Annotated in this window: 15 protein-coding genes and 1 pseudogene; 11 read left to right on the forward strand and 5 right to left on the reverse strand. The window is 63.0% G+C overall.

Features of this window, described 5'->3' with window-relative positions; all coding sequences use genetic code 11:
- Positions 1-276: 276 nt before the first annotated feature.
- Positions 277-2,082: an ABC transporter ATP-binding protein gene (locus AS26_RS10215; RefSeq protein WP_062309166.1), complete on the forward strand. Its 1,806-nt coding sequence runs from the start codon at positions 277-279 to the stop codon at positions 2,080-2,082.
- Positions 2,079-4,112, forward strand: coding sequence for an ABC transporter ATP-binding protein (locus AS26_RS10220; protein WP_062309168.1), 2,034 nt, complete (start codon positions 2,079-2,081; stop codon positions 4,110-4,112). Before AS26_RS10215 ends, AS26_RS10220 begins: the two co-directional genes overlap by 4 nt.
- Here AS26_RS10220 and AS26_RS10225 read toward each other — a convergent pair.
- Positions 4,102-5,100 carry an acrylyl-CoA reductase family protein gene (locus AS26_RS10225; RefSeq protein WP_062309171.1) on the reverse strand — a complete coding sequence of 333 codons (999 nt, stop codon included), beginning with the start codon at positions 5,098-5,100 and terminating at the stop codon, positions 4,102-4,104. The genes AS26_RS10220 and AS26_RS10225 overlap by 11 nt on opposite strands.
- A 35-nt stretch (positions 5,101-5,135) precedes the next feature.
- Positions 5,136-7,208, reverse strand: coding sequence for a S9 family peptidase (locus AS26_RS10230; protein WP_062309173.1), 2,073 nt, complete (start codon positions 7,206-7,208; stop codon positions 5,136-5,138).
- A 115-nt stretch (positions 7,209-7,323) separates the two neighbouring features.
- Between AS26_RS10230 and AS26_RS10235 the strand changes: the two genes are divergently transcribed.
- The 3 genes from AS26_RS10235 to AS26_RS10245 are packed head-to-tail and all read left to right on the forward strand — an operon-like array spanning position 7,324 to position 11,636.
- Positions 7,324-9,051 (forward strand): ABC transporter ATP-binding protein, encoded by a 1,728-nt coding sequence (locus tag AS26_RS10235; RefSeq protein WP_062309176.1) that lies wholly within the window; start codon positions 7,324-7,326, stop codon positions 9,049-9,051.
- On the forward strand, positions 9,048-10,985 hold the full coding sequence (locus AS26_RS10240; RefSeq protein ID WP_062309178.1) for an ABC transporter ATP-binding protein: 1,938 nt from the start codon (positions 9,048-9,050) through the stop codon (positions 10,983-10,985). The genes AS26_RS10235 and AS26_RS10240 overlap by 4 nt, the downstream gene beginning before the upstream one ends.
- Before the next feature lie 57 nt (positions 10,986-11,042).
- On the forward strand, positions 11,043-11,636 hold the full coding sequence (locus AS26_RS10245) for a hypothetical protein (protein ID WP_062309180.1): 594 nt from the start codon (positions 11,043-11,045) through the stop codon (positions 11,634-11,636).
- 25 nt (positions 11,637-11,661) lie between these two features.
- Here AS26_RS10245 and AS26_RS10250 read toward each other — a convergent pair whose 3' ends face one another.
- Positions 11,662-12,501, reverse strand: a complete 840-nt coding sequence (locus AS26_RS10250) for a DODA-type extradiol aromatic ring-opening family dioxygenase (RefSeq protein WP_062309182.1) — start codon at positions 12,499-12,501, stop codon at positions 11,662-11,664.
- A gap of 117 nt (positions 12,502-12,618) precedes the next feature.
- On the opposite strand from AS26_RS10250, the gene AS26_RS10255 reads away from it, so the two are divergent.
- The 4 genes from AS26_RS10255 to AS26_RS10270 all read left to right on the forward strand — a co-directional run bounded on the left by AS26_RS10255 (position 12,619) and on the right by AS26_RS10270 (position 17,728).
- Positions 12,619-13,035: a Na-translocating system protein MpsC family protein gene (locus AS26_RS10255; RefSeq protein ID WP_062309184.1), complete on the forward strand. Its 417-nt coding sequence runs from the start codon at positions 12,619-12,621 to the stop codon at positions 13,033-13,035.
- Between the two features lie 298 nt (positions 13,036-13,333).
- Positions 13,334-14,125 carry a formate/nitrite transporter family protein gene (locus AS26_RS10260; RefSeq protein ID WP_062309185.1) on the forward strand — a complete coding sequence of 264 codons (792 nt, stop codon included), beginning with the start codon at positions 13,334-13,336 and terminating at the stop codon, positions 14,123-14,125.
- 117 nt (positions 14,126-14,242) lie between these two features.
- On the forward strand, positions 14,243-17,227 hold the full coding sequence (gene fdhF / locus AS26_RS10265; RefSeq protein WP_062309187.1) for a formate dehydrogenase subunit alpha: 2,985 nt from the start codon (positions 14,243-14,245) through the stop codon (positions 17,225-17,227).
- Positions 17,228-17,230: 3 nt separating this feature from the next.
- Positions 17,231-17,728, forward strand: coding sequence for a helical membrane plugin domain-containing protein (locus AS26_RS10270; protein ID WP_062309189.1), 498 nt, complete (start codon positions 17,231-17,233; stop codon positions 17,726-17,728).
- 372 nt (positions 17,729-18,100) lie between these two features.
- Here AS26_RS10270 and AS26_RS14710 read toward each other — a convergent pair.
- A pseudogene (locus tag AS26_RS14710) lies at positions 18,101-18,361 on the reverse strand (FAD-dependent oxidoreductase); the annotation flags it as partial.
- Between the two features lie 672 nt (positions 18,362-19,033).
- On the opposite strand from AS26_RS14710, the gene AS26_RS10280 reads away from it, so the two are divergent.
- Positions 19,034-19,426: a rhodanese-like domain-containing protein gene (locus AS26_RS10280; RefSeq protein ID WP_062309194.1), complete on the forward strand. Its 393-nt coding sequence runs from the start codon at positions 19,034-19,036 to the stop codon at positions 19,424-19,426.
- A gap of 43 nt (positions 19,427-19,469) precedes the next feature.
- Here the strand turns inward: AS26_RS10280 and AS26_RS10285 are convergent, their stop codons facing one another.
- Positions 19,470-20,294, reverse strand: a complete 825-nt coding sequence (locus AS26_RS10285; RefSeq protein WP_062309196.1) for an aldo/keto reductase — start codon at positions 20,292-20,294, stop codon at positions 19,470-19,472.
- 169 nt (positions 20,295-20,463) lie between these two features.
- Here AS26_RS10285 and cimA point away from each other — a divergent pair.
- The coding region (cimA, locus tag AS26_RS10290) for a citramalate synthase (protein WP_062309198.1) at positions 20,464-22,049 on the forward strand (1,586 nt) is incomplete at its 3' end.

Here is a 22,049-nt window from a genome sequence, read left to right on the forward strand (position 1 = left end):
GACACGGACGGAAAACCCCGGTCTCGTTGACGCCGCATCCGCGACGTGATATGTTTGATTCTGACAATCCGCGTTCCGGAGGCAGATGCGATGGTCGTGCGAGCGGCGTTGTACAGGTTCGGCGCGCAAGCCCGAAGTGCGCCGCGCGCATGGCCTCGGTTCACTCGGTGAGGCGCAGGGAATGCGCCTTTCTGGGTGTGAAACACAGCTTCTTCTCACAAGAGGACCGGGCAGGCCACACAAGGCATGCCTTTTGGTGTCTAGGAGGCATGTTGGGTGTTCCGAGTCTTGTGGAAATTGCGCCACTTTTTCTGGCAGGAGCGAAGGCGATACGGGCTCGCCGTGGGGCTCCTCTTGTTTCTCAACTTGGTTGAAATTCTCCCGCCGTATTTTGTCGGCCGCGCCGTCGATCTGATCAGCGAACACGGGTTGACCGCGCGCTCGCTCGCCGAGCTTGTCGGTTTTTTGCTCTTGACCATTGTCGTGTCGTATGTGTGCGGATTCACGTGGCAATATCAACTCTATTCGGGCGCTCGCACGCTCGAGTTGTCGTTGCGCAGGCGGCTGATGCAGCACTTCTTGCGGATGACGCCACGCTTTTTCGAGCAGTATCGCACTGGCGATCTGATGGCGAGATCGACCAATGATCTGAACGCCGTCATGCAAACCGCCGGTTTTGGCATCCTGACGCTCATCGACTCGACCACGTGGTCGCTCACCATCCTCGTGACGATGGCGGTGGCGGACAGCTGGAAGCTGACGCTCGCGTCCCTTTTGCCCATGCCCGTCATCGCCATCTTGATGACGAAGTTCGGTCAGATTCTGCATGGGCGGTTTGAGCGCGCGCAGGACGCGTTCGGCGACATGAACGATCGCGTCCTGGAGACGGTGGCGGGCATCCGCGTGGTGCGGGCCTACGCGCAGGAGGAGAACGAGGAGAGGCGTTTCGCCGAGACCATGGAAGACGTCTACCGCAAAAATGCGGCGGTGGCCCAGATCGATGCGCTGTTCGATCCGACTATCAGCATGCTCGTCGGCGTCACCTACCTGATAGGTCTCGGATACGGCACGTATCTCGTCTTTCAAGGTCAGCTCACCGTCGGACAGCTGACGTCGTTCAACGTCTACCTCGGCATGCTCATTTGGCCCATGCTCGCGGTAGGGCAGCTCATCAACATCATGCAGCGAGGGAATGCCTCGCTGGATCGGGTGAACGAGGTGCTGGCGTATCCCCCGGATGTCGTGGACCCGGATGCGGCGCTCGTGGCTCATCGCATCGAGGAAATCCGCTTTGAGCGGTACAGCTTCCGCTATCCCACGTCGGACCGCGACAACCTCGTCGACATCGATCTCGTGGTCAAGCGCGGGGAGACCCTGGGCGTGGTGGGGCGCACGGGCAGCGGCAAATCGACGCTCGTGCGCCAGCTGCTGCGCGAATATCCGGTCGGGCACGCCGGGCGCCTGCTCATCAACGGGCAGCCCATCGAGCGGTTCCAGCTCGACGCCCTGCATCGCCTGATGGGCTACGTGCCGCAAAATCCGATGCTATTTTCTCGCTCCGTGAGGGACAACGTTCGCTTTGCGAAGCCCGATGCGACGGATGAGGAAGTGCTCGAGGCGCTCGAGCTCGCGGGTTTCACGGACGATCTCCCTCGCCTTCCGAACGGGCTCGACACGATGGTCGGCGAACGCGGCATCTCGCTGTCCGGCGGGCAGAAGCAGCGCATTGCGCTCGCCCGAGCGCTCATCCTGGACCCGGACGTGCTCATCCTCGACGACGCCATGTCCGCCGTCGATGCGCGCACGGAGGTGCACATCCTGCGGTCCATCCGGCGCGTGCGGCAGGGGCGGACGACCATCATCGTCAGTCACCGGATGCCGGCCGTTCAGCACGCGGATCGCATCGTGGTGCTCGACGACGGCCGGATTGCCGAGCAGGGCACGTTTCAGGAGCTCATGCGCTTGAACGGGTGGTACGCGCAGCAATATCTGCATCAGCAGGCCTTCGGCGAGGCCGAGGCGGATCTGCTCGCCGAGGGAGTCGCGGAGGAGGCTGTCGAAGAAAGGGGGGCTTTGCGGTGAAGCGCAAGAAAAGTGGCAGCGTGGGCTATCGGCTCCTGCAGTACGCGGCCCACGCCAAGGGCGCCATCGCGATCGCGCTCGTCTGTTTGGCGCTCGCCGTGACTGCGCAGCTCGCGGGGCCCTTTGTGGCGAAGGATATCATCAACCGCTACATCGTCGGCGTGCAGCAGGTGTGGTATGAGGTTCCGCCCCACACGGAGGGCGCGGTCGCGGTGGACGGCGCCTGGTTTGCCCGGGCGGACCGGTTGGCCCCGGGCGCGCGCCGCGACAATGCGCACACCTTTGCCACCATCGGAACGTCCAGTTATTTTCTTCCTGGGGAGATTCAGGCGATTGCCCCCGGTCCGCGGCCCGGCGCGATACGGGAAGAAACGCACGGCCGCTGGCGCGTGGTCAGCGCGAACCCGCTCACGCGAGCCCAAGCGTTCGCCTTCTATCGGCCTGAAGTCCCCCGCGTGATCCGGATGGCGCTCTTGTACTTTGCCCTGCTCGCGTCGTCCGCCGTGTTTTTGTACGGGCAGCAGTACCTGTTGGAGATCTCGGCAAACCGCATCCTGGTCCGCATGCGCCGAGACGTGTTCCACAAGATCCACTGCCTGCCGATCTCGTACTTCGATCGCGTGCCGGCAGGAAAAATTGTGTCGCGCGTGACCAACGACACCGAGTCCATCCGCGATTTTTACGTGCAGGTCGTTGCCAACGTGCTCTCCAGCGGGGTGATGATGCTCGGCATTTACATTGCGCTCTTCATTCTCAACGTCCACCTGGCGCTGTTGGCGTGTGCGCTGGTGCCGATGCTCGTGGCCTGGATCTGGATCTACCGGCGCCTCACGGTGTCCGTGAACCTTCGCGTTCGCCAGTTGCTCTCCGAGATTAACGCCATGCTGAACGAGTCCATCCAGGGCATGCCCATCATCCGCGTCTTTAACCGCGAGGCGCGGACGGCCGACGAGTTTGGCGAGCTGAACCAGGCCTACTACGAGGGCCAGACGCGGCTCTTGAGGGTCAACGCAGCCACGGGCTACAACCTGGCGGGCGTCCTGCGCAACCTGTTCTTCGCCGCCATCATCGCCTGGTTCGGCTGGCGATCCCTGCACCTCGAGCCCATCGTCTCGCTCGGCGTGCTGTACGCGTTCGTCGATTACCTAAACCGCCTGTTTCAGCCCATCACGCAGGTCGTCAACCAACTCGCCACGCTCGAACAGGCTCGGGCTTCGGCAAAGCGCGTCTTCGAGCTCCTCGACGAACCTGGCGTGGAGCCTGAATACGGCGCCATCCCGCGCTTTCGCGGCGAGGTCGAGTTCGAGCACGTCTGGTTCTCGTACGACGGCGAGCATCCCGTGCTGCGCGATATCACGTTCACGGCGCAGCCCGGGCAGACCGTCGCGCTCGTCGGACACACCGGCTCGGGCAAGAGCTCCATCATGAATCTCTTGTTCCGCTTCTACGATCCGGACCGCGGCGCAATTCGCATCGATGGACAGGACATCCGCGAGATTCCGCCGCAAAAGCTGCGGCAACATATGGCCATCGTGCTGCAGGATCCGTACCTATTCACAGGGACCATCGCGTGGAACGTCGGGCTTGGGGACGAGCGCGTCACGCGCGATCGCATCGAGCGGGCGCTCCGCGACGTGGGAGCGGATCGGTTGTTGAGAAATTTGCCCGGGGGTCTTGACGAGCCGGTGCTCGAAGGCGGCAGCACCCTTTCCGCCGGCGAGCGCCAGCTCATCTCCTTTGCGCGCGCGCTGGCGTTCGATCCGGCCATTCTCGTGCTGGATGAGGCCACCGCGAGCGTCGACAGTGAGACGGAGCGCATCATCCAAGACGCGCTCCAGGTGCTGAAGCGCGGCCGCACGACGTTCATCATCGCCCACCGCCTGTCTACCATTCGCGACGCCGATCTCATCCTGGTGCTCGACAAGGGCGAGATCGTGGAACGCGGGACGCACGAGGAGCTGATGGCGCTCGGCGGCCGCTATCGACAGATGTACGAGCTGCAGACGAAAGCGCTCGGCGTCACAGGTTGACGACGGCGCGCCCCTGCATCTGACCCGCGAGGATCTGCCTCAGGGCGCTGTCGAGATCGTCCAAGCGGATGTCGTGCCCGATGTGCCGGAGCGCGTCCTCGCTTGGCTTCCACGGGCCGGCGAGACGGCTCCAGATCTCGCGGCGCGTCTGCATGTCGAGCCACACGGAGTCGATGCCGATGATGGCCGCCTGGCGGCGGAGGAACGGAAACACGCTCGCGGTGAAGTCCGGCCCGCCCGTGTAGCCGCTGATGGCGATCACGCCGCCATATTCGAGGCGCTGCAGCAGGTGAGGGACGTATTTGCCTGAGACGGGATCGATCACGCCGGCATAGCGCGTCCTGGCGTTCAGGTACGACTCGCCTTCCTGCAAGAAGAGGGTGTCGGGGTGCACGACGTCGTCCGCGCCAAGCGCCGTAAGCCACGCACGGGCCTCGCCCTTCCGCGTCGACGCCACCACGCGATAGCCGGCTCGCTTGGCGATGGCAATGCCGGTGGCACCGACGCCGCCGGTGGCGCCTGTCACAAGGAGGGTGCCCATGGCGGGGGAGACGCCGTTTTGCTCCATGCGATACAGCGACAGCGCGGCGGTGAATCCGGCGGTGCCGAGCACCATGGCGTCGCGCAGCGACAGGCCGTCGGGGAGGGGGACCACCCAATCGGCGGGCACGCGCGCGTATTCGCTAAAGCCGCCGAAATGGCCCGTGCCGAGATCGTAGCTCGTGCAGATCACGGCGTCGCCCGGGCGGAAGCGGGCATCCCGCGATTCGACGACTTCGCCGGCGAGATCGATGCCGAGGACCATGGGATAGCGCGTGACGAGGCGACTCGCGGGTTGCGAGCAAATGCCGTCCTTGTAGTTGACGCTCGAGTAGCGGACGCGGATGAGCACGTCCCCCTCTGGCAGCTGGTCGAGGGTGAGCTCGCGGACGCCAGAGCGGTGGGTCTGACCGTCTTGTTCCACCATATACGCGCGAAATGTGGTCACATCGATTCTCTCCCTTCGATGGAAGATGGGGCGCATCACGGTGCCGATGCGCCCTTCGGTTTGACGCCGATGTGGTGGAGCAGGAATGCGTGGATCTCCGCGGATTCGCGCAGATGCTCGAGCCTTCCGGACGAGCCGAAGTGCCCGGCGCCCATGTGCGTTTTGAGCACGAGCGCTTCTTGACCCACCTTGGTGGCGCGCAGTTTCGCCACCCACTTGGCCGGTTCCCAGTAGGCGACGCGCGGATCGTTGAGCCCCGTGGTGACGATGAGGTGCGGATACCGTTTCGGCTCGACGTTGTCGTAAGGGCTGTACGACTTCATGTAGAAGTAGTACGTCTCCTCTCGCGGATCGCCCCACTCGTCCCATTCGAGCGTCGTCAGCGGGATGGTCGGATCGAGCATGGTGGTGACCACGTCGACGAACGGCACGCCCGCCGAGATGGCGGCGAACCGGTCGCCGCCCATGTTGGCCACGGCACCCATGAGCAGGCCGCCCGCGGATCGCCCGTCGGCCGCAAGTTTGTCGGGCGAGGTGTAGCCTTGACGGATGAGCTCGTCCGCACAGGCGATGAAGTCGGTGAACGTGTTCTTCTTCTGCAACATCTTCCCATTCTCGTACCAGTGGCGTCCCATCTCCGATCCGCCGCGGACGTGCGCGATGGCGTAGATCACGCCGCGATCGAGCAAGGGGAGAAGGAGCGTCGGCATGAACGTGGGATCTAAGTTGGCGCCGTAGGACCCGTAGCCGTAGAGAATGCACGGCGCCGGGCCTTCGCGGCGCGCGTCCTTGCGAGCCACGATGGAGATGGGGACTTCCACGCCGTCGCTCGCCTTCGCCCAGAGTCGCTCCTGCACGTAGTCGGACGGGTTGTACGGGCCATTCACCGGCTGGCGATGAAGCTCCGTCCTCGCGCCGGTGACGGGATCGAGCGCGTAGGTGGTGCGAGGCGTGAGAAACGACTCGTACTGGATGAGCACCTCGCGGGTGTCGTAGCGGCGATTGGCCGACACGGACACCGTGTAGAGCGGCTCATCCCACTCGAGCCGCGCGAGGCGCCCGTTCGCGAAGGTCCAAATCTGCGACAAGCCGCCTTCCCGGCCCTCGATGACGACGGCCTCTCGAAACGGGTGCACGCCGGTGAGGTATCGAGCGCCGTCGTACGGGAAGAGCTCCTCCAAGCGATGGTCCTGGCACGGCGCGACGGGATGGCGAAACAGGCTGAAGTTCGGGCGATGGAGGTTGGTCAGGACGAGAAAGGCGTCTTCCCAGTGTTCGAGTTCGTACTCCACCTTGGACTCGCGCGGGCGGAACACCGTCCACGCGCCGAGCGGCTCGTCGGCCGGCAGATAGCGGACCTCCGTCGAGGTCTTTGTGGACGAGGTGAGGAACAGATACTTGCCGCTCTGCGACTTCGCGAGCGTGAGAATGCAGGTCTCGTCGTCCTCCTGATACAAAAGCTCGTCCTCCTCGACCGAATGGCCGAGCTTGTGCCGATACAGGCGGTATGGTCGCTGGGCCTCGTCCACGGTGATGTAGAACAGGTATTCCCCGTCCGCGCTCCAGGCGACGCTCTCGTCGATGAACACGCCTTCGATGCGATCCGGCAGCATCTCGCCCGTGTCGAGGTCCTTGACGAAAAGCGTGTACCGGTCCGTGCCGTCGCGGTTTTCGAGGTACGCGAGACGCCTTTCATCGGGGCTCACGGCGAGCACGCTGACGCTCAGGTAACCGCCGTCGGCGAGTTGATTGACGTCGAGCACCACCTCCTCCTCCGCGTCCGCCAGCGCTTCTCGAGAGTCCGCGCGCTTGCGCGCGTGAATGGGATACTGCAAGGACTTTTCCATGCGCGTGTAGTAGTAGTACTGGTCTCCCTGAACGGGGACCCGCTCCTCCGCATCGGGGATGCGAGCCACCATATCGTCGTACAGCTCGTCCGTGAGCGGCTTCACGCGCTCCATGAACCACCGGTAGTATGTATTCTCGTCTTCGAGATACTGGATCACATTGGGATTGTCGCGCTCCCGGAGCCAATAGTATGGGTCGATCCGGCGGTCTCCGTGGATCTCGAGCACTGTGGGAATCGCTTTTGCCTTCGGCGCTTCCATGCGGTCACTCCTTCGCGGCGTTGATACGGTTTTAACGTGAGTTCAAGCCTTCACGAGTATCATATCATGCGGCATTTGCTGGCGCCTGCCGCCAGTCAACATGGGGGTGGATGGCTTGCGCAAGCTGTTTCCCTATCTACGGCCGTATCGGCTGCGCATCGTGCTCATCGTGACGTTCATCTTCCTGCAGGTGCTTGGAAACCTGTATTTGCCAACGCTGATGTCCGAAATCGTCGACAACGGAGTCTTGAAAGGCAACCTGCCGTACATCGTTCGCATGGGCGGGTTCATGCTCGGCGTTTCCATCGTCGCAGTTGGCTTTTCCATCACCGCCAGTTACCTGTCCTCGCAGACGGCCGCGAGCTTCGGCAAGCACCTTCGGCGCGACCTGTTTGCGCACGTGCAGACGTTTTCACTCGAGGAGATCGACCGCTTTTCGACGGCGTCGCTCATCACGCGCACGACCAACGATATCACGCAGGTGCAGCAGTTGGTCAACATGATGCTGCGCATGATGATCATGGCGCCGCTCAACTGCATCGGCGGCGTGTTGATGGCCGTGTACACGGACGCAAAGCTCTCGCTCGTCGTGTGGCTGATGCTTCCGGTGCTCGCGGGCGTGATTGTGCTCGTGTTTGGACGGGCAAGCCGGCTGTTCCGCCTCATGCAGGGCAAGATTGACGTGCTGAACCGCGTGTTGCGCGAAAATCTGACGGGCATTCGCGTCATCCGCTCGTTCAACCAGGTGGCGCGCGAGGCGGAGCGGTTCGATCGCGCCAACGCCGACCTCACGGACACCACCACTCGCGTGCAGAAGATCATGGCCGCGCTGTCGCCGGCGCTGATGCTCATCATCAACCTGGCCGTGATTTCTATTCTATGGTTCGGCGGCATCCGCGTGGCGAATGGGAAGATGGAAATTGGCTCGCTGATGGCGTTCATTCAGTACGTCACGCAGCTCTTGTTCGCCATCATGATGGTGTCGATGATGTTCTTCATGATCCCGCGCGCGAACGCGTCCGCGAACCGCATCTGGGAGGTCTTGTCGAGCGAGACGCGGATCCAAAATCCCAAGTCGCCGAGGTCGGAGCCCCAGGCCGCCGGACTCGTCGAGTTCCGAGGCGTGACGTTTCGGTATCCCGGCGCAGAGGCGCCAGCGCTGTCCGACATTTCGTTTGTCGCAAGGCCTGGTGAGGTGACGGCCATCATCGGCGGGACCGGATCGGGCAAGTCGACGCTCGTGAGCCTGATTCCCCGCTTCTACGACGTGGAGGCCGGGAGCGTGCTCGTGGGCGGGATCGACGTGCGCGAATGGGATCAGGAGGCGCTGCGCGGGCAGATTGGCTACGTGCCGCAAAAATCGGTGCTCTTCAGCGGCACCATCGCCGACAACATTCGGGTCGGCCGGGAGGACGCGAGCGACGAAGAGGTGCGCGAAGCTGCCCGCATTGCCCAGGCCCTCGAGTTCATCGAGCAGATGCCCGATGGCTTTGACGCCGTGGTGGAACAGGGCGGGAGAAACCTCTCGGGAGGTCAGAAGCAGCGGCTCTGTATCGCCCGGGCACTTGTGCGCCGAGCTCCCATCTACATCTTCGACGACAGCTTTTCCGCCCTTGACTTCCGGACGGACGCCCGCCTCCGGCAGGCGCTGCGCGAGGCTGTGCGGGATGCCACGGTGATCATCGTCGCACAGCGGGTGAATACGATTCGCGATGCCAACCAAATCGTTGTGCTCGACGAGGGGCGCGTGGCGGGCATGGGCACGCACGAGGAGCTGCTCGCCAGCTGCCAGGTGTACCGGGAGATTGTGCGGTCGCAACTCGGGGAGGAGGTCACAGCATGAGCCAGGATCGGCGAGAGATGCAGGCCATGCGGCCGCCCATGCCGATGCGCCACGGGGGCATCAGGCCGGGCATGCCTGTGCAGAAACCGAAGGACTTCGGCGGCACCGCGCGGCGCCTCATGCGGTACTTTCGGCCGCACGCCTGGCGCATCGCGCTGGTGTTCATCATGACCGTGCTCGGGACGCTGTTTTCCATCCTGGGTCCGGACGTCATGAAGGGCATCACGAACGATCTCGTCGCAGGGCTGCGCCACGAGTGGATGCATTTGCCCGGCCCTGCGTTTCGGTGGGGCGACATCTTGCGGATTCTCGAGGAACTGACGGGTCTGTATGTGCTGTCGAGCCTGTTCAGTTACTTGCAGCAGTACATGATGGCCGGCGTCGCTCAGAAGACGGTGTACGCCCTTCGCCGGGAAGTCTATGCGAAGCTGGAGCGCCTGCCGCTCTCGTTCTTCGACGGGCGCCCCATCGGCGATGTGATGAGCCGGTTTGTCAACGACTTCGACAACATCGGCAACACGTTGCAGCAGGCGTTGCTCCAGTTTGTGTCGAGCATCGTGACGTTTGTCGGCGTGATCGCCGTGATGATTTCCATCAGTCCGCTCATGACCCTCGTGATGTTTCTGACGCTGCCTTTGTCGTTTTACGTGACGCGATTCGTCACGAAGCGGTCGCAGGGCTTCTTTGTCGGGCAGCAGCGCTCCCTGGGACTTTTGAACGGCCACATCGAGGAGATATACACCGGCCACGCCATTGTGCGCGCGTTCAACATGGAGCGGCGGGCGCTGGAGACGTTCGATCGACACAACGAGGCGCTGTACGAATCCGGTTGGCGAGCGCAATTCGTCTCTGGGCTCATCTTCCCGCTCAACAACTTCATCGGCAACCTGGGGTACGTGTTGGTCAGCGTGATCGGCGGACTGTTTGTGGCGCGCGGCACCATCAGCATCGGCGATATTCAGGCGTTCATCCTGTACGCGCGCCAATTCTCTCAGCCCATCACCCAGCTGTCGAGCATTTCCAACGTCATTCAGTCGACCATCGCGTCCGCGGAGCGGATTTTCGAGCTGTTGGATGAGCCGGAGGAGGCCCCGGATCCCGAGCATCCCGTTCGCCTGCGGGAGCCGCGCGGCGCCGTGGCGTTTCACCACGTCTCGTTCCGCTATAAAGAGGACCAACCGCTCATCGAGGACCTCAACCTCGAGGTTGAGGCGGGTCAGACGGTGGCCATCGTCGGTCCGACCGGCGCCGGGAAGACGACTCTGGTCAACCTGCTGATGCGGTTCTACGACGTGCGCGAGGGGGCCATCACCATCGACGGCGTCGACATCCGCGACATGACGCGCGCGGATCTGCGCAGTCTCTTTGGCATGGTGCTCCAGGACACGTGGCTGTTCCACGGCTCCATCCGCGACAATATCGCGTACGGAAATCCCAGCGCGAGCGACGAGGAGATCCGGCGCGCAGCGCGGGCCGCGCGCGCAGACCACTTCATTCGCACGCTGCCGGACGGTTATGACACCGTCATCAACGAAGAGGCGTCGAACCTGTCACAGGGACAAAAGCAGCTCATCACGATTGCTCGCGCCATCTTGGCCGATCCCGCCATTCTCCTCCTCGACGAAGCCACGTCGAGCGTGGATACGCGCACGGAACTGCTGATCCAAGACGCGATGCAGCGGCTGATGGAGGGCAGGACGAGTTTTGTCATCGCGCACCGGCTGTCCACCATTCAGAACGCGGATCAGATCCTCGTCATGAACCACGGGCGCGTGATCGAGCAGGGCACGCACCGCGAATTGCTCGAGAAGGGCGGCTTCTACGCCGAGTTGCACCGCAGCCAGTTCGCCGGAGCGAGCGTCGACGAAGCTCTGCGCGAGGCGTCCCAAAGCGGGGCGGCACCCATCAGCGGTTCGCGATCTGGAAGTGGATGAAAAAGGAAGACGGTGGGCAAGCTAGGGTCGTCGAATTTCGGATGGAGGCGATGACCCATGGGGCCCGCTCTTCTCGTTTCTATGGCGCTCTTCGGATGGCCGCATCTGCACACGCTCCCCGCTTCCGCCGCGACGCGACAGGCGGTGTACGGGCCAGTGGTGCACGCCGTTCGCCTGGACCAGGCTCATCACGTGGTGACCATCGATCTCCGGCCGGTGGCCGGACCTCGTGTGACGCCGCCTCTGGAAGCGACGGATGGCCGCGGCGTCACGGCGCCCATTTCCCCGGACGCGTACACGGATGGCCGGGCGATCACGGCACCCGTGTCTCCAGACGCCTACACGGACGGCCGGGACACGGGCCGCGCGTTCCGCGCCCAGCGTGGCTCGCTCGTGCTGTCGGTGCCGCTCGGCTGGGAGCTCGCCGTCGAGGGCATGGAGGCCGACAGGTGCCAAGTGCGCACGTCAGATCTCGCAAACCAGGCGTTTCCACCTATCCAAGGTGCGGCGGATCGGCCGCATCGCCGGTTCCTACTCGGGCATCCTGGCACGTACCGCCTCGTGACCGTCGACGCGGGGCAGGTGGCGCGCGTCCTCGACACCGTCGTCGTGTCGCCCCATCTCCGCGAACCCGTCATCGGCGCACCGTGATGGGGCGCATCTCACGGCACGAAGTTCACCGGATTTGAGCGACGAGCATCCCGAAGTACGTCGGTCGCTCGTAGGACAACACGCGCGGGTGCCGCTCATCCCTCGGCACGGCACCTGCGAGAACCAATGCCTGCCATATGCCGTCGGGCCGAGCATTTTGGATCATCTCGGCCGGAAATTCCGCCAAGCGTTCCAGCTCTCCCCCGGCGATGGCGCGTTCGACCTCCGCATCAAGCTTCGCGGCGTCCTCGTGGTAGCCGTACGGGCCGTCTTCCGCGTGCGCATGCGCCCAATCGCAGCTCGCGATGAGCGCCGCCCGGCGACCGAGCGCGCCGCACGCCGCGCGCGCGGCTTGACCCAGGCGAACGTGCTCATGAAATGGGCGGGATGGCGCCGTCTGAATGACCACCACCGGTCGATCCGGCATGAAGGAAAGCGGGATCATGGTTCCCCAGTCGAGAGGGAGGGTCGAGAGAGGGCCGTCTGCGGTCGCGAAGTTGAGCACGGCGAGCGGCAGCTCGGGCGAAGCGATCTTTGCGATTTCGCGCGCGAGTTCGCGGTCGACGGCACGGCGCATGTGCACGCGGTTGCCCTTATCGAGTCGGTGCGATCGCACCATCCATGCCGCGGTCTGTTCGTTGAGCTCGCCTTCCATGTAGGCGCTTGCGCTGAGGGTGAATTGCCCCTCGGCTCGGATGCCATGCGGCGTGATGACGATGAACGCGTCGGGATCGGCGCTTTGCGCAGCGCGCCCCAGCTCGACGAGGCTCGCGCGGGTTTGGGACATCCGATCCGGGCCGTCGCCCGCGAGTTCAGGGAGAATCGGCAGTCCATGGGGTGCGATGGCCGCAAACACGATGCTCATCGAATCGCCTCCTGACGCCACTGTAGACCAAATCTCGCGACGATACTAGATTTGGCTCACGCAAGAGAAGTGACTACAATACAGTCAGAGGAGCCAGACGGCCGGGGGCGATGGGGAATGCCGAAGAGTCGAGAGCAGGCGTTCAACGAGATTGTTCGCAGGGTTCGCAAGGAGTGCTTCGGCAAGGGACCGGAGCGGATTCACACGGTGTTTGTCGAGAACATGGCCATCTCCGTGCTGCAGGGCAACCTGACCCCGACGGAAAAGTTCATCAGTCGGACGCCCGAGGGGGCCGAGATGGTGCGCGTGGCTCGGACCAGCATGATTCAGGAGCTGTACAAGCGCAAGGTCCCCGAGGGCCTGGAGGAGGTTGCCGGATCCAAGTTTCTGCACTTGTTTTCCGATTTCAAGGTCGAGGAGGATATAGGCGTCTCGGTGTTCATCTTTGAGCGCCCCATCCCGCGAGAACCGCTGCCGGACGGCGAGCCGAGATTCGGGAAACAAGGAAATCCAGCGCAAGAATCCGGAGAATGAGTTGTATTCGGTTTCAGTGCATGCGTGGTATAATACCCTTGCGTGGCGGGTGCATTCGCGTGAGTGGGCGCGCTACGAACAATTGGCTCGGCGCTTGAATGGTTGGCCTGTAGGTTCTGCAGGCGAACACATCGGCACAAGTTGACCGCAGAAGCGGCAATTTGTGTCCTTTTTTGTGCGCGCTAGACATGGGTAATTATGGATTTGGTTTTGCGTATGAAGCTTGTGGCGCTGCACAAGGTAAGATTGGACAAGGTGGCATCCAGAAGAGCGCTGAGCAGAAAAGGGTGAGAGTCGCATGAGCAACGGGTTCTTGAGTCCAGCGGAGATTGCGCAATTGGCGGTGGAAGTCGGCGAAAAGAAGGCGAAGGAAGCGTGGTGGAAGCTGCTCATTCTCGGCATCCTGGCAGGTGCGTTCATCGCGCTCGGATTCCTCGTCGACATCCGAGTGACGGCGAGCTTGCCGGATAGCCTGGCGTCCATCAAGAGCCTAATCGGCGGCGCCGTGTTTCCGGTCGGCCTCATGCTTGTGGTCATCGCGGGCGCCGAACTCCTCACCGGCAACATGATGACGGTGCCCATCGCCGTGCATGCGGGCCGCGCGAGCATCGGAGGACTCGTGTACAACTGGTTCTGGGTGCTGATTGGAAACCTTTTGGGTTCGCTGTTTGTGGCGGGCGCGTTCGGCATCGGCGCGCATCTGTTGACGGCGGATCCGTTCAAGGCGACCGTCATCGCCATTGCGACGGCCAAGGCCAAATTGGCGTTTGGCCCGACCATTCTATCCGCCATTGGGTGTAACTGGCTGGTGTGCCTCGCGGTCTGGATGGCGTACGGCGCGAAGGACATCGTGAGCAAGATCTTCGCCATCTGGTTTCCCATCATGACGTTCGTGGCCATCGGCTTCCAGCACGTCGTGGCGAACATGTTCGTGTTGCCGGCCGGCCTCTGGGTCGGTGCCGACTACTCGTGGGGGAAGATCATCGAGGAGTGGTGCGGCGCGTTCATCGGCAACGCCATCGGCGGCTGGATCTTCACAGCGCTGGCCTACTATCTTGTGTACCTGACGAAGTCCCGCCGCGAGGCGTGACACGCCCACTCAAACGCCCGCCCGCCATCGCCCGCGCCCTCTTCATGGGGCGCGGCGCGTTTACGCGGCCGTCTGTCTCCTCTCGCGCGCAAACTGAAAGACAAGGGGGATATCGCGATGATCGATATCAGGACCGAGGCACAGGCCGAGGCGCGGACTGTTCTGCTCGAGATCGACGGCAAGACGGTCACCGTGGATCGCGGCGCGTCGGTGCTCGACGCTATTCTGTCCACGGGCCAGGAGCATCCACACGTCTGTTATCATCCAGCGCTCGGCCCCATTGAAACGTGCGACACCTGCATCGTCGAGATCGACGGAAAGCTCATGCGCGCGTGTTCCACACCTGTCGAGGACGGCATGCAGGTGCGGACCAAGTCCGTGGCCGCGCGGTACGCCCGCAAAGAGGCGATGGACCGCATTCTGAAAAACCACGAGCTGTACTGCACGGTGTGCGACAACAACAACGGCAACTGCGTGCTGCACAACACCGTGATGCAGATGGGCGTGGAGCATCAGGCGTATCCGTTCACCCCAAAGCCGTACGAGGTGGACATGTCCAACCCGTTTTATCGGTATGATCCACAGCAGTGCATTCTTTGCGGCCGCTGCGTCGAGGCGTGCCAAAACCTGCAGGTGAGCGAGGTTCTCTCCATCGCGTGGGATCGCGAGGTGCCGCGGGTCATCTGGGACAACGACGTCCCCATCAACGAATCGTCGTGCGTGTCGTGCGGACACTGCGTGACCGTGTGCCCAACCAACGCGCTGATGGAAAAATCCATGCTCGGGGAAGCGGGCTTTCTCACGGGTATCGAGAAACCGACGCTGGACAAGATGATCGACATCACCAAGAAGGTCGAACCTGGCTACTCGTCCATCTTCGTCGTCTCCGAGATCGAGCACGAGATGAGAGAGGCGCGGATCCGGAAGACCAAGACGGTCTGCACGTACTGCGGCGTGGGGTGCGCGTTCGACGTCTGGACGAAGGATCGGCACATTTTGAAGGTCGAGCCGCAGATGGAGGCGCCGGTCAACCAGATCTCCACGTGCGTGAAGGGCAAGTTCGGCTGGGACTTCGTGAATAGCCCAGACCGCCTGACCAAGCCGCTGGTGCGCAAGGGCGATCGGTTCGTGGAGGTGAGCTGGGACGAGGCGCTCGACGTGATCGAGCGGCGCATCAAGGACATCCAGGCGAAGCACGGGTACGATGCGGTGGCGTTTATCTCGTCGTCCAAGGCGACCAACGAAGAGAACTACCTGATGCAGAAGCTGGCGCGCGCCGTCATGCACACGAACAACATCGACAACTGCTCGCGCTATTGCCAGTCGCCCGCGACCGAGGCGCTGCGGCGGACCATGGGGCTCGGCGGCGACACGGGATCCATCAAGGACCTGGAGCTGGCCGATCTCGTCCTCATCGTCGGCGCCAACCCCGCCGAGGCGCATCCGGTGCTTTCGACCCGCCTCCGCCGGGCCCAGAAGAAGCGCGGCCAGAAGCACATCGTGGCCGACGTGCGGCGCAACATCATGGCGACACGCGCGGATCTCTTCATCCAGCCGCGCCAGGGCACGGACTTGGTCTGGTTGTCCGCGGTGACGAAGTACATCATTGACCAGGGCAGGCACGCCGAGGCGTTCCTGCGGGATCGCGTCAACGGCTTTGACGAATACGTGAAGTCGCTGGAGAAGTTCACCCTGGACTATGCGAGCGAGGTCTGCGGCCTTCGCAAAGAGGAGATCATCCGCGTGGCCGAGATGATCATGGAGGCGGAGCGCGTCGCGGTCTGCTGGGCCATGGGCGTGACGCAGCACCGCGGCGGCAGCGACACGTCGACCGCCATCTGTAATCTGCTCTTGGTGACGGGGAACGTGGCGCGGCCGGGCACGGGCGCGTATCCGCTGCGCGGCCACAACAACGTCCAAGGAGCCGGCGACATGGGCTGCGCACCTCCGTTTTTGCCGGGCTATGAGCGCGTGGACAACGAAGCGGAGCGGCGCAAGTGGGAAAAGCTGTGGGGGGTCGAGATCCCGACGACGCCCGGACTCAACAACCATCAGATGGTGGATGCCATTCACGAAGGCAAGCTGAAGGCGATGTACCTCTGCGGTGAGGACATGGCGGTGGTCGATGCCAACGCCAACTACGTGGAGGACGCCTTCCGGAAACTCGAATTCTTCGTGGTCCAGGACGTCTTCCTTTCGAAGACCGCCCAGTTCGCCGACGTCGTCCTTCCAGCCGCACCGAGCCTTGAGAAGGAGGGCACGTTCACCAATACGGAGCGGCGCATACAGCGCCTGTACAGGGTCCTGGATCCGCTCGGCGATTCCAAGCCGGACTGGGAAATCATCCAGATGGTCGCCAATCGGTTCGGGGCCAACTGGCATTACTCGTCTCCTCGCGAGATCTTCGAGGAGATGGCGAGCGCGGCCGATCTGTTCCGCGGCGCGTCGTACGACCGCCTCGAGGGCTACCAGAGCCTGCAGTGGCCCGTGCTTCCGGACGGCTCTGATACGCCACTTTTGTACACGGATGGGTTCGCCTTCCCCGACAAGAAGGCTCGCCTGTATCCGGTCGACTGGACGCCGCCCATCGAAGTCGGCGAGGAGTACGACCTCGAACTGAACAACGGGCGTTTGCTCGAGCACTTCCACGAAGGCAACATGACGAGCCGCGTGCCGGGCATCCATGAGAAGGTGCCGGAGACGTTCGTCGAGATCTCGCCGGAGCTCGCGAAGGAGCGCGGCGTGACGGACGGCGCGCTGGTGCGCCTCGTGTCGCCGTACGGCAGCATCAAGGTGCGCGTCACCGTGACGGATCGCGTCTCCGGGAAACACGTGTACGTCCCGCTCTTGTCCCACGCGGACGAAGAGGCGGTCAACCGCCTTACGTCGAGCGATCACGACACGGTCACCTACACGCCGGCATACAAGGAGATGCGCGTCCGCATGGAGGTCATCCAATCGTGCGGCGAGCCGCCCGTGAAGCGCGGCAACTTCCGCCTGGGCAAGCCGAATCCGCAGCCCGGCGTGAACGTCGAACAAAAGTGGGCGCGCAAGGACTACGTGCCGCTGGTGACGGATCGCGCGCTCGTGAAGGAGGGTTGAGCCGTGGCGGAACCCATTCGGGTCATTGAGCGACGGGAGGAGACGCTCGAGGAGCGACGCCAGCGCGTCCTCGAGCGTCTGGCGGATGCGGTGGTCCACGAGGAGCGTGCCGCGGAGCGGTTGATTCAGCTCGTGGCGCTGGCGGAAGACAAAGGGCTGCTGCCGATGTTGACCGCACTGCTCGAACGCGGAGACCGCGTGCTGGCCCACGTCGTGGATTTGCTGGCTCGCGATGAATATACGTCTGCCCTGCAGAACGCCATTGGGCTCGCGCAAGCGCTGGGAAAATTCAACCCGGATGTCTTGGCCAAGCTCGTGGACGGCCTCGCGGGTGGGCTGGCGGATGCGAACGAGGCGACGGCGGCAGACCGAAAGCCGCTCGGCGTATTCGAATTGCTCGCCTTGCTGAAGGATCCAAATGTATCCTATGCAATTCGCTTCCTTCTCCGCTTCCTGTCCGGCATGGGGAAGGCCCTTCAGTCGCCGGGATCGTCCGATTGACGGCGCAATTTCTCGGGAAATGTCGAATGGGAAAGGCCGCGGTGTCCATCCGCGGCCTTTCCCATCCCAGTAGATCTCGAGCCATTGGCGATATCGCTTCAATAGCATGACAGGGCCGCCCAAATACATTAAATATTTCATTTTCGAACCGTCCTTGAGCACCAGTGCGGTGGCGCCCGTCGCGTGATGCCTGCCGATCTCGGCCACGCCGTACCTCGGCCCGAGAGAGGCCACCATGCCGTGATCGTGGTAGACAAAGGGCAGAGGGGGGCGGCCGTGTGCGCTTCGGACGAGGTTTGCCCCGAGGTGGTGGCCCATCTGTTCGGCCACCTGTCCAGTGGGTGGCAGGACGTGGCCATGCGCGTCGGTGAACCGCGCACAATCTCCAACGACGTATATTTGATCTGCGCCCCGGGCCATCAGAAACTCGTTTACATCGACTCGGTTTCGAGCGTCCACCGGAAGCCCCGCTTCCTTCAGCAGACCGGGCGCCTCGACGCCTCCTGTCCAGACCAGGGTGCCTGCCTCGAGTCGTTTGCCCGAGGCGAGGCAATACGCCTGCGGTTCTGCGCCCGCCACGCGCTCGTTGAGGATCAGTTCGACTCCGCGTTCGACGAGTTTCGCTTGGGCCATGGCTCGGAGCTCGTGGTCCACGTCGGGCAGGATCTCGGCGTGCGCATGAATCAAGCTGAGGCGCAAGTCCTCAAGCGGCAGCCCGAACGTGGCCGTGCGGCTGCCGAGCGCGACAATCAGCGTATCGTAGGCCAGTTTGCCGTCATCCGTTTCTACGAGCTTGTCCGACAGGTAGAGGCGCTTGACCTCCGCGATGACGATCTCGCTTGTGGGGTGGTGAAACAGTTCCTTCAGCGACAGCGCGTACCTGTGCGGGTCGTGTCGCGCGCCGGCCACTTCGTGCAAGAGCGTCTTGAACGTGTGATAAGGCTCGCGGTTGACGAGCGTAAAGGGAATGCCGTGCCGATCCAGTTCCAGCGCTGCAGCGAGGGGATTTATGGGTGTTCGTCGAGATCTGGAGACAGAGGGAGCCGCGCAAGCGCGGCTCCGTCGAGATGCGCCTCAGTTGGCGTAGGTGCCGTACGGAACGAGGAGGATGAACAGCACGAAGATGATGAGGAACACGACAGCCCAGCGGGTGTAACCACCGAAGACACCGTACATCGTCTCTGCACCTCCTTGTCGTTCGATGGTTCACTGTATGTAGGCACGCGCGACATGGGGTGGACGGATGCCCGGTTCCGAAGCGTATAATGGGCAAGGAAGGATGTCTTTCGAGGAGGGCGAATTTTCGTGGCATTGACGTTCATGCAGATGGTGCAAAAGGCCAAGGAGAATGTGCCAGGACTGACGGCCGCTGAGGCGAAGAAAAGGTTGGAGGAGAATCCCGACACGCTGGTGATCGACGTTCAGGACGCGGCGGACGCGGGCGCGTGCGGGCTCATCCCGTCGAGCATCAACATCTCGCTCGGCATGCTTCCGATTCGCGCGGATCTCGAGCTTCCGAAGGAACTGCGCGATGAGCGCCTCGCGGATCGCAACCGGCCCATTATCACCACGTGTGGGGCGGGGGGACAAGCGGCGCTCGCGGCGTACGTCCTGAAACTGATGGGCTTCACGAACGTGGCCTACATCGAGGGCGGGACGGCCGCGTGGAAAGAAGCGGGCTACGAGGTGGTGCACTGAGGCGTGCAGAGAGAAGAAAGCGCCCGAATGGGCGCTTTCCGCGTTAAAAGGTGTCGGGATCCGGCCCGAAGCGATGGTTTCGGTTGAGCGCGTTGATGCGCTGCATATCTTCGTCGGAGAGCGAGAAGTCGAACAGATCCGCGTTCTCGAAGATGCGCTCTCGGCGAACCGACTTGGGAATGGTGACCACTTCGTTCTGCAGATCCCAGCGAAGCACAATCTGGGCGGGCGTCTTGTGGTACTTCTCCGCCAATTCCTGCAGGACCGGGATGTCGAGATTGCCCCGCATGATGGGACTCCACGCTTCCAACTGGATGTGATGGTCGCGGCAGAACTGCCTCAACGGTTCCTGCGTCAACAGGGGATGATATTCCACCTGATTGACAGCCGGCACGACGTTCGAGTGCGCGAGGATGTCTTCGAGATGATGAATCTGGAAGTTACTCACCCCGATGGCTCTGGCGAGCTTCTCGTCGTAGATGCGCTCGAGTGCACGCCAAGTCTCTCGGTACTTTCCGCTCACCGGCCAGTGCACGAGGTACAGATCCACATACTCGAAGCCGAGGCGCTTGAGGCTCGCTTCAAACGCGCGCAGGGTTTGATCGTAACCCTGGTCTGTGTTCCACACCTTGGTGGTGACGAAGACCTCGCTGCGCGGCAGGCCCGATTCGCGGACGGCCTTGCCCACGCTCTCCTCGTTGGCGTAAAAGGCTGCGGTGTCGATGTGCCGGTAGCCCGCTTCGAACGCGAAGCGGATGGCCTGTTCAACTTCGTCCCCTGCCTGCGCTTTGTAGACGCCGAGCCCGAGCCAGGGCATCTTGACGCCGTTGTTCAGTGTCACAGTGTCCTGCACGTGTTGAGCGACCATGCTGCTTCAGCCTCCCTCTTGGACGGGTACAAAGTGCCAAACGCTATTATAACGCAAGCGCATCGCGATGCGATCTGGACATTTCTCAAGATTCCGTTCATAGTGAAACATAGCATCCCTTCAATAGGCCTAAGATACAGATCTCAGGGAGTGGCGAGGAGATGAACGCATGAGCTACGTGTACTTGCTCGACACCACGTTGCGAGACGGCACGCAGGGCGAGGGCGTCAGCCTGACCGTCGCCGACAAACTCAAAATTGCTGAAAAATTGGACGATCTCGGCGTCGCCTACATCGAAGGCGGCTTTCCAGGCGCCAATCCGAAGGACGAGGAATTTTTCCGCGCCGCCAGGTCACTTCGCCTCAAGCACGCGAAGCTCACGGCGTTTGGGTCCACGCGGCGCCCCGGAGTTCGCGTCGAGGACGACGCGAGCGTTCGGGCCGTGCTGGACGCGTCGACGCCCGCCGTCGCGATCGTCGGGAAGGCCTGGGATTTTCATGTGACGGATGCGCTTCGGATCGATCTCGACGAGAATCTCGCGATGATCCGAGACACGGTGCAGTACTTAAAGCGCTCCGGTCGCGAGGTGATCTTCGATGCGGAGCACTTCTTTGACGGATTCAAGCGGAACCGAGCGTATGCGCTCGCCACGGTGCGCGCGGCGTGGGAGGCCGGCGTGGACTGGGTGGCGCTTTGCGACACGAACGGCGGGAGTATGCCGCACGAGATTCACGAGATCGTGGCCCAGGTCATTCAGGAGGTGCCGGTCCAAGTCGGCATTCACACCCACAATGACTGCGAGTTGGCGGTCGCCAACAGCCTCGCAGCGGTGCAGGCGGGTGCCCGGATGGTGCATGGGACCATCAACGGCATCGGCGAACGCTGTGGGAACGCCAATCTGGCTTCCGTGATCCCGAACCTCGAGCTGAAACTCGGGTATTCGTGCCTGCCGTCGCGCGAGCACCTGCGCCTGTTGACGCCGGTGGCCCGGTTCGTCGGGGAGGTCTGCAATCTCGTCGCGCACAGCTACCAGCCGTTCGTCGGGCACAGCGCGTTCGCCCACAAGGGCGGCATCCACGTCAGCGCCATCCAGCGAGATCCGGAGACGTACGAGCACATTCCTCCGGAGCTCGTCGGCAACGAGCGGCGCGTCCTGCTCTCGGAGCTGTCCGGCGTCTCGAATGTGCTGGCGCAGGCGCAGGCGTTTGGCATCCCGACGGAGGGGAGAGAGGCCGAGCTCAGGCGTCTGCTCGATCGCATCAAGCAGATGGAGCACATGGGGTATCAGTTCGAGGGCGCCGAGGCGTCGCAGGAACTGTTGTTCCGCCGCGCCCTGAACGACTTCACGCCGCCGTTTCGAGTCCTCGCCGTGCGCGTGGATACCGACGTGCAGCGCCAAGGCGAGTCGACGTCTCAGGCCATCATCAAGCTTGAGGTCGACGGAGATATCGTCCACACCGTGTCGGAGGGCAACGGACCGGTCAATGCGCTCGACGCGGTGTTGCGCAAAGCGCTTGCTCCGCATCGCCCCGAGATCCGCCGCATGCACCTCACGGACTACAAGGTCCGCGTCTTGGATGAAAAGGACGCGACCGCGGCGAGAGTCCGAGTCCTGATTGAGTCGACGGACGGCGAACACGTCTGGCGCACGGTCGGCGTATCCGAGAACGTGATTGCCGCCAGCTGGGAGGCGCTCGTCGACAGCTTCCAGTACTACCTCGCGCTCGTGGTACCGAGCCAGGCGCTCGTCGAGGC

The organism is Alicyclobacillus sendaiensis NBRC 100866 (genome assembly GCF_001552675.1).
Taxonomy (GTDB): domain Bacteria; phylum Bacillota; class Bacilli; order Alicyclobacillales; family Alicyclobacillaceae; genus Alicyclobacillus; species Alicyclobacillus sendaiensis.

What these genes read in the sequence shown, in the direction of transcription:
- AS26_RS10230 (WP_062309173.1), bottom strand. Translation starts at nt 7,208, where the DNA reads ATGGAAGCGCCGAAGGCAAAAGCGATTCCCACAGTGCTCGAGATCCAC.
- AS26_RS10240 (WP_062309178.1), top strand. Translation starts at nt 9,048, where the DNA reads ATGAGCCAGGATCGGCGAGAGATGCAGGCCATGCGGCCGCCCATGCCG.
- AS26_RS10245 (WP_062309180.1), top strand. Translation starts at nt 11,043, where the DNA reads ATGGGGCCCGCTCTTCTCGTTTCTATGGCGCTCTTCGGATGGCCGCAT.
- AS26_RS10250 (WP_062309182.1), bottom strand. Translation starts at nt 12,501, where the DNA reads ATGAGCATCGTGTTTGCGGCCATCGCACCCCATGGACTGCCGATTCTC.
- AS26_RS10255 (WP_062309184.1), top strand. Translation starts at nt 12,619, where the DNA reads ATGCCGAAGAGTCGAGAGCAGGCGTTCAACGAGATTGTTCGCAGGGTT.
- AS26_RS10260 (WP_062309185.1), top strand. Translation starts at nt 13,334, where the DNA reads ATGAGCAACGGGTTCTTGAGTCCAGCGGAGATTGCGCAATTGGCGGTG.
- fdhF (WP_062309187.1), top strand. Translation starts at nt 14,243, where the DNA reads ATGATCGATATCAGGACCGAGGCACAGGCCGAGGCGCGGACTGTTCTG.
- AS26_RS10285 (WP_062309196.1), bottom strand. Translation starts at nt 20,294, where the DNA reads ATGGTCGCTCAACACGTGCAGGACACTGTGACACTGAACAACGGCGTC.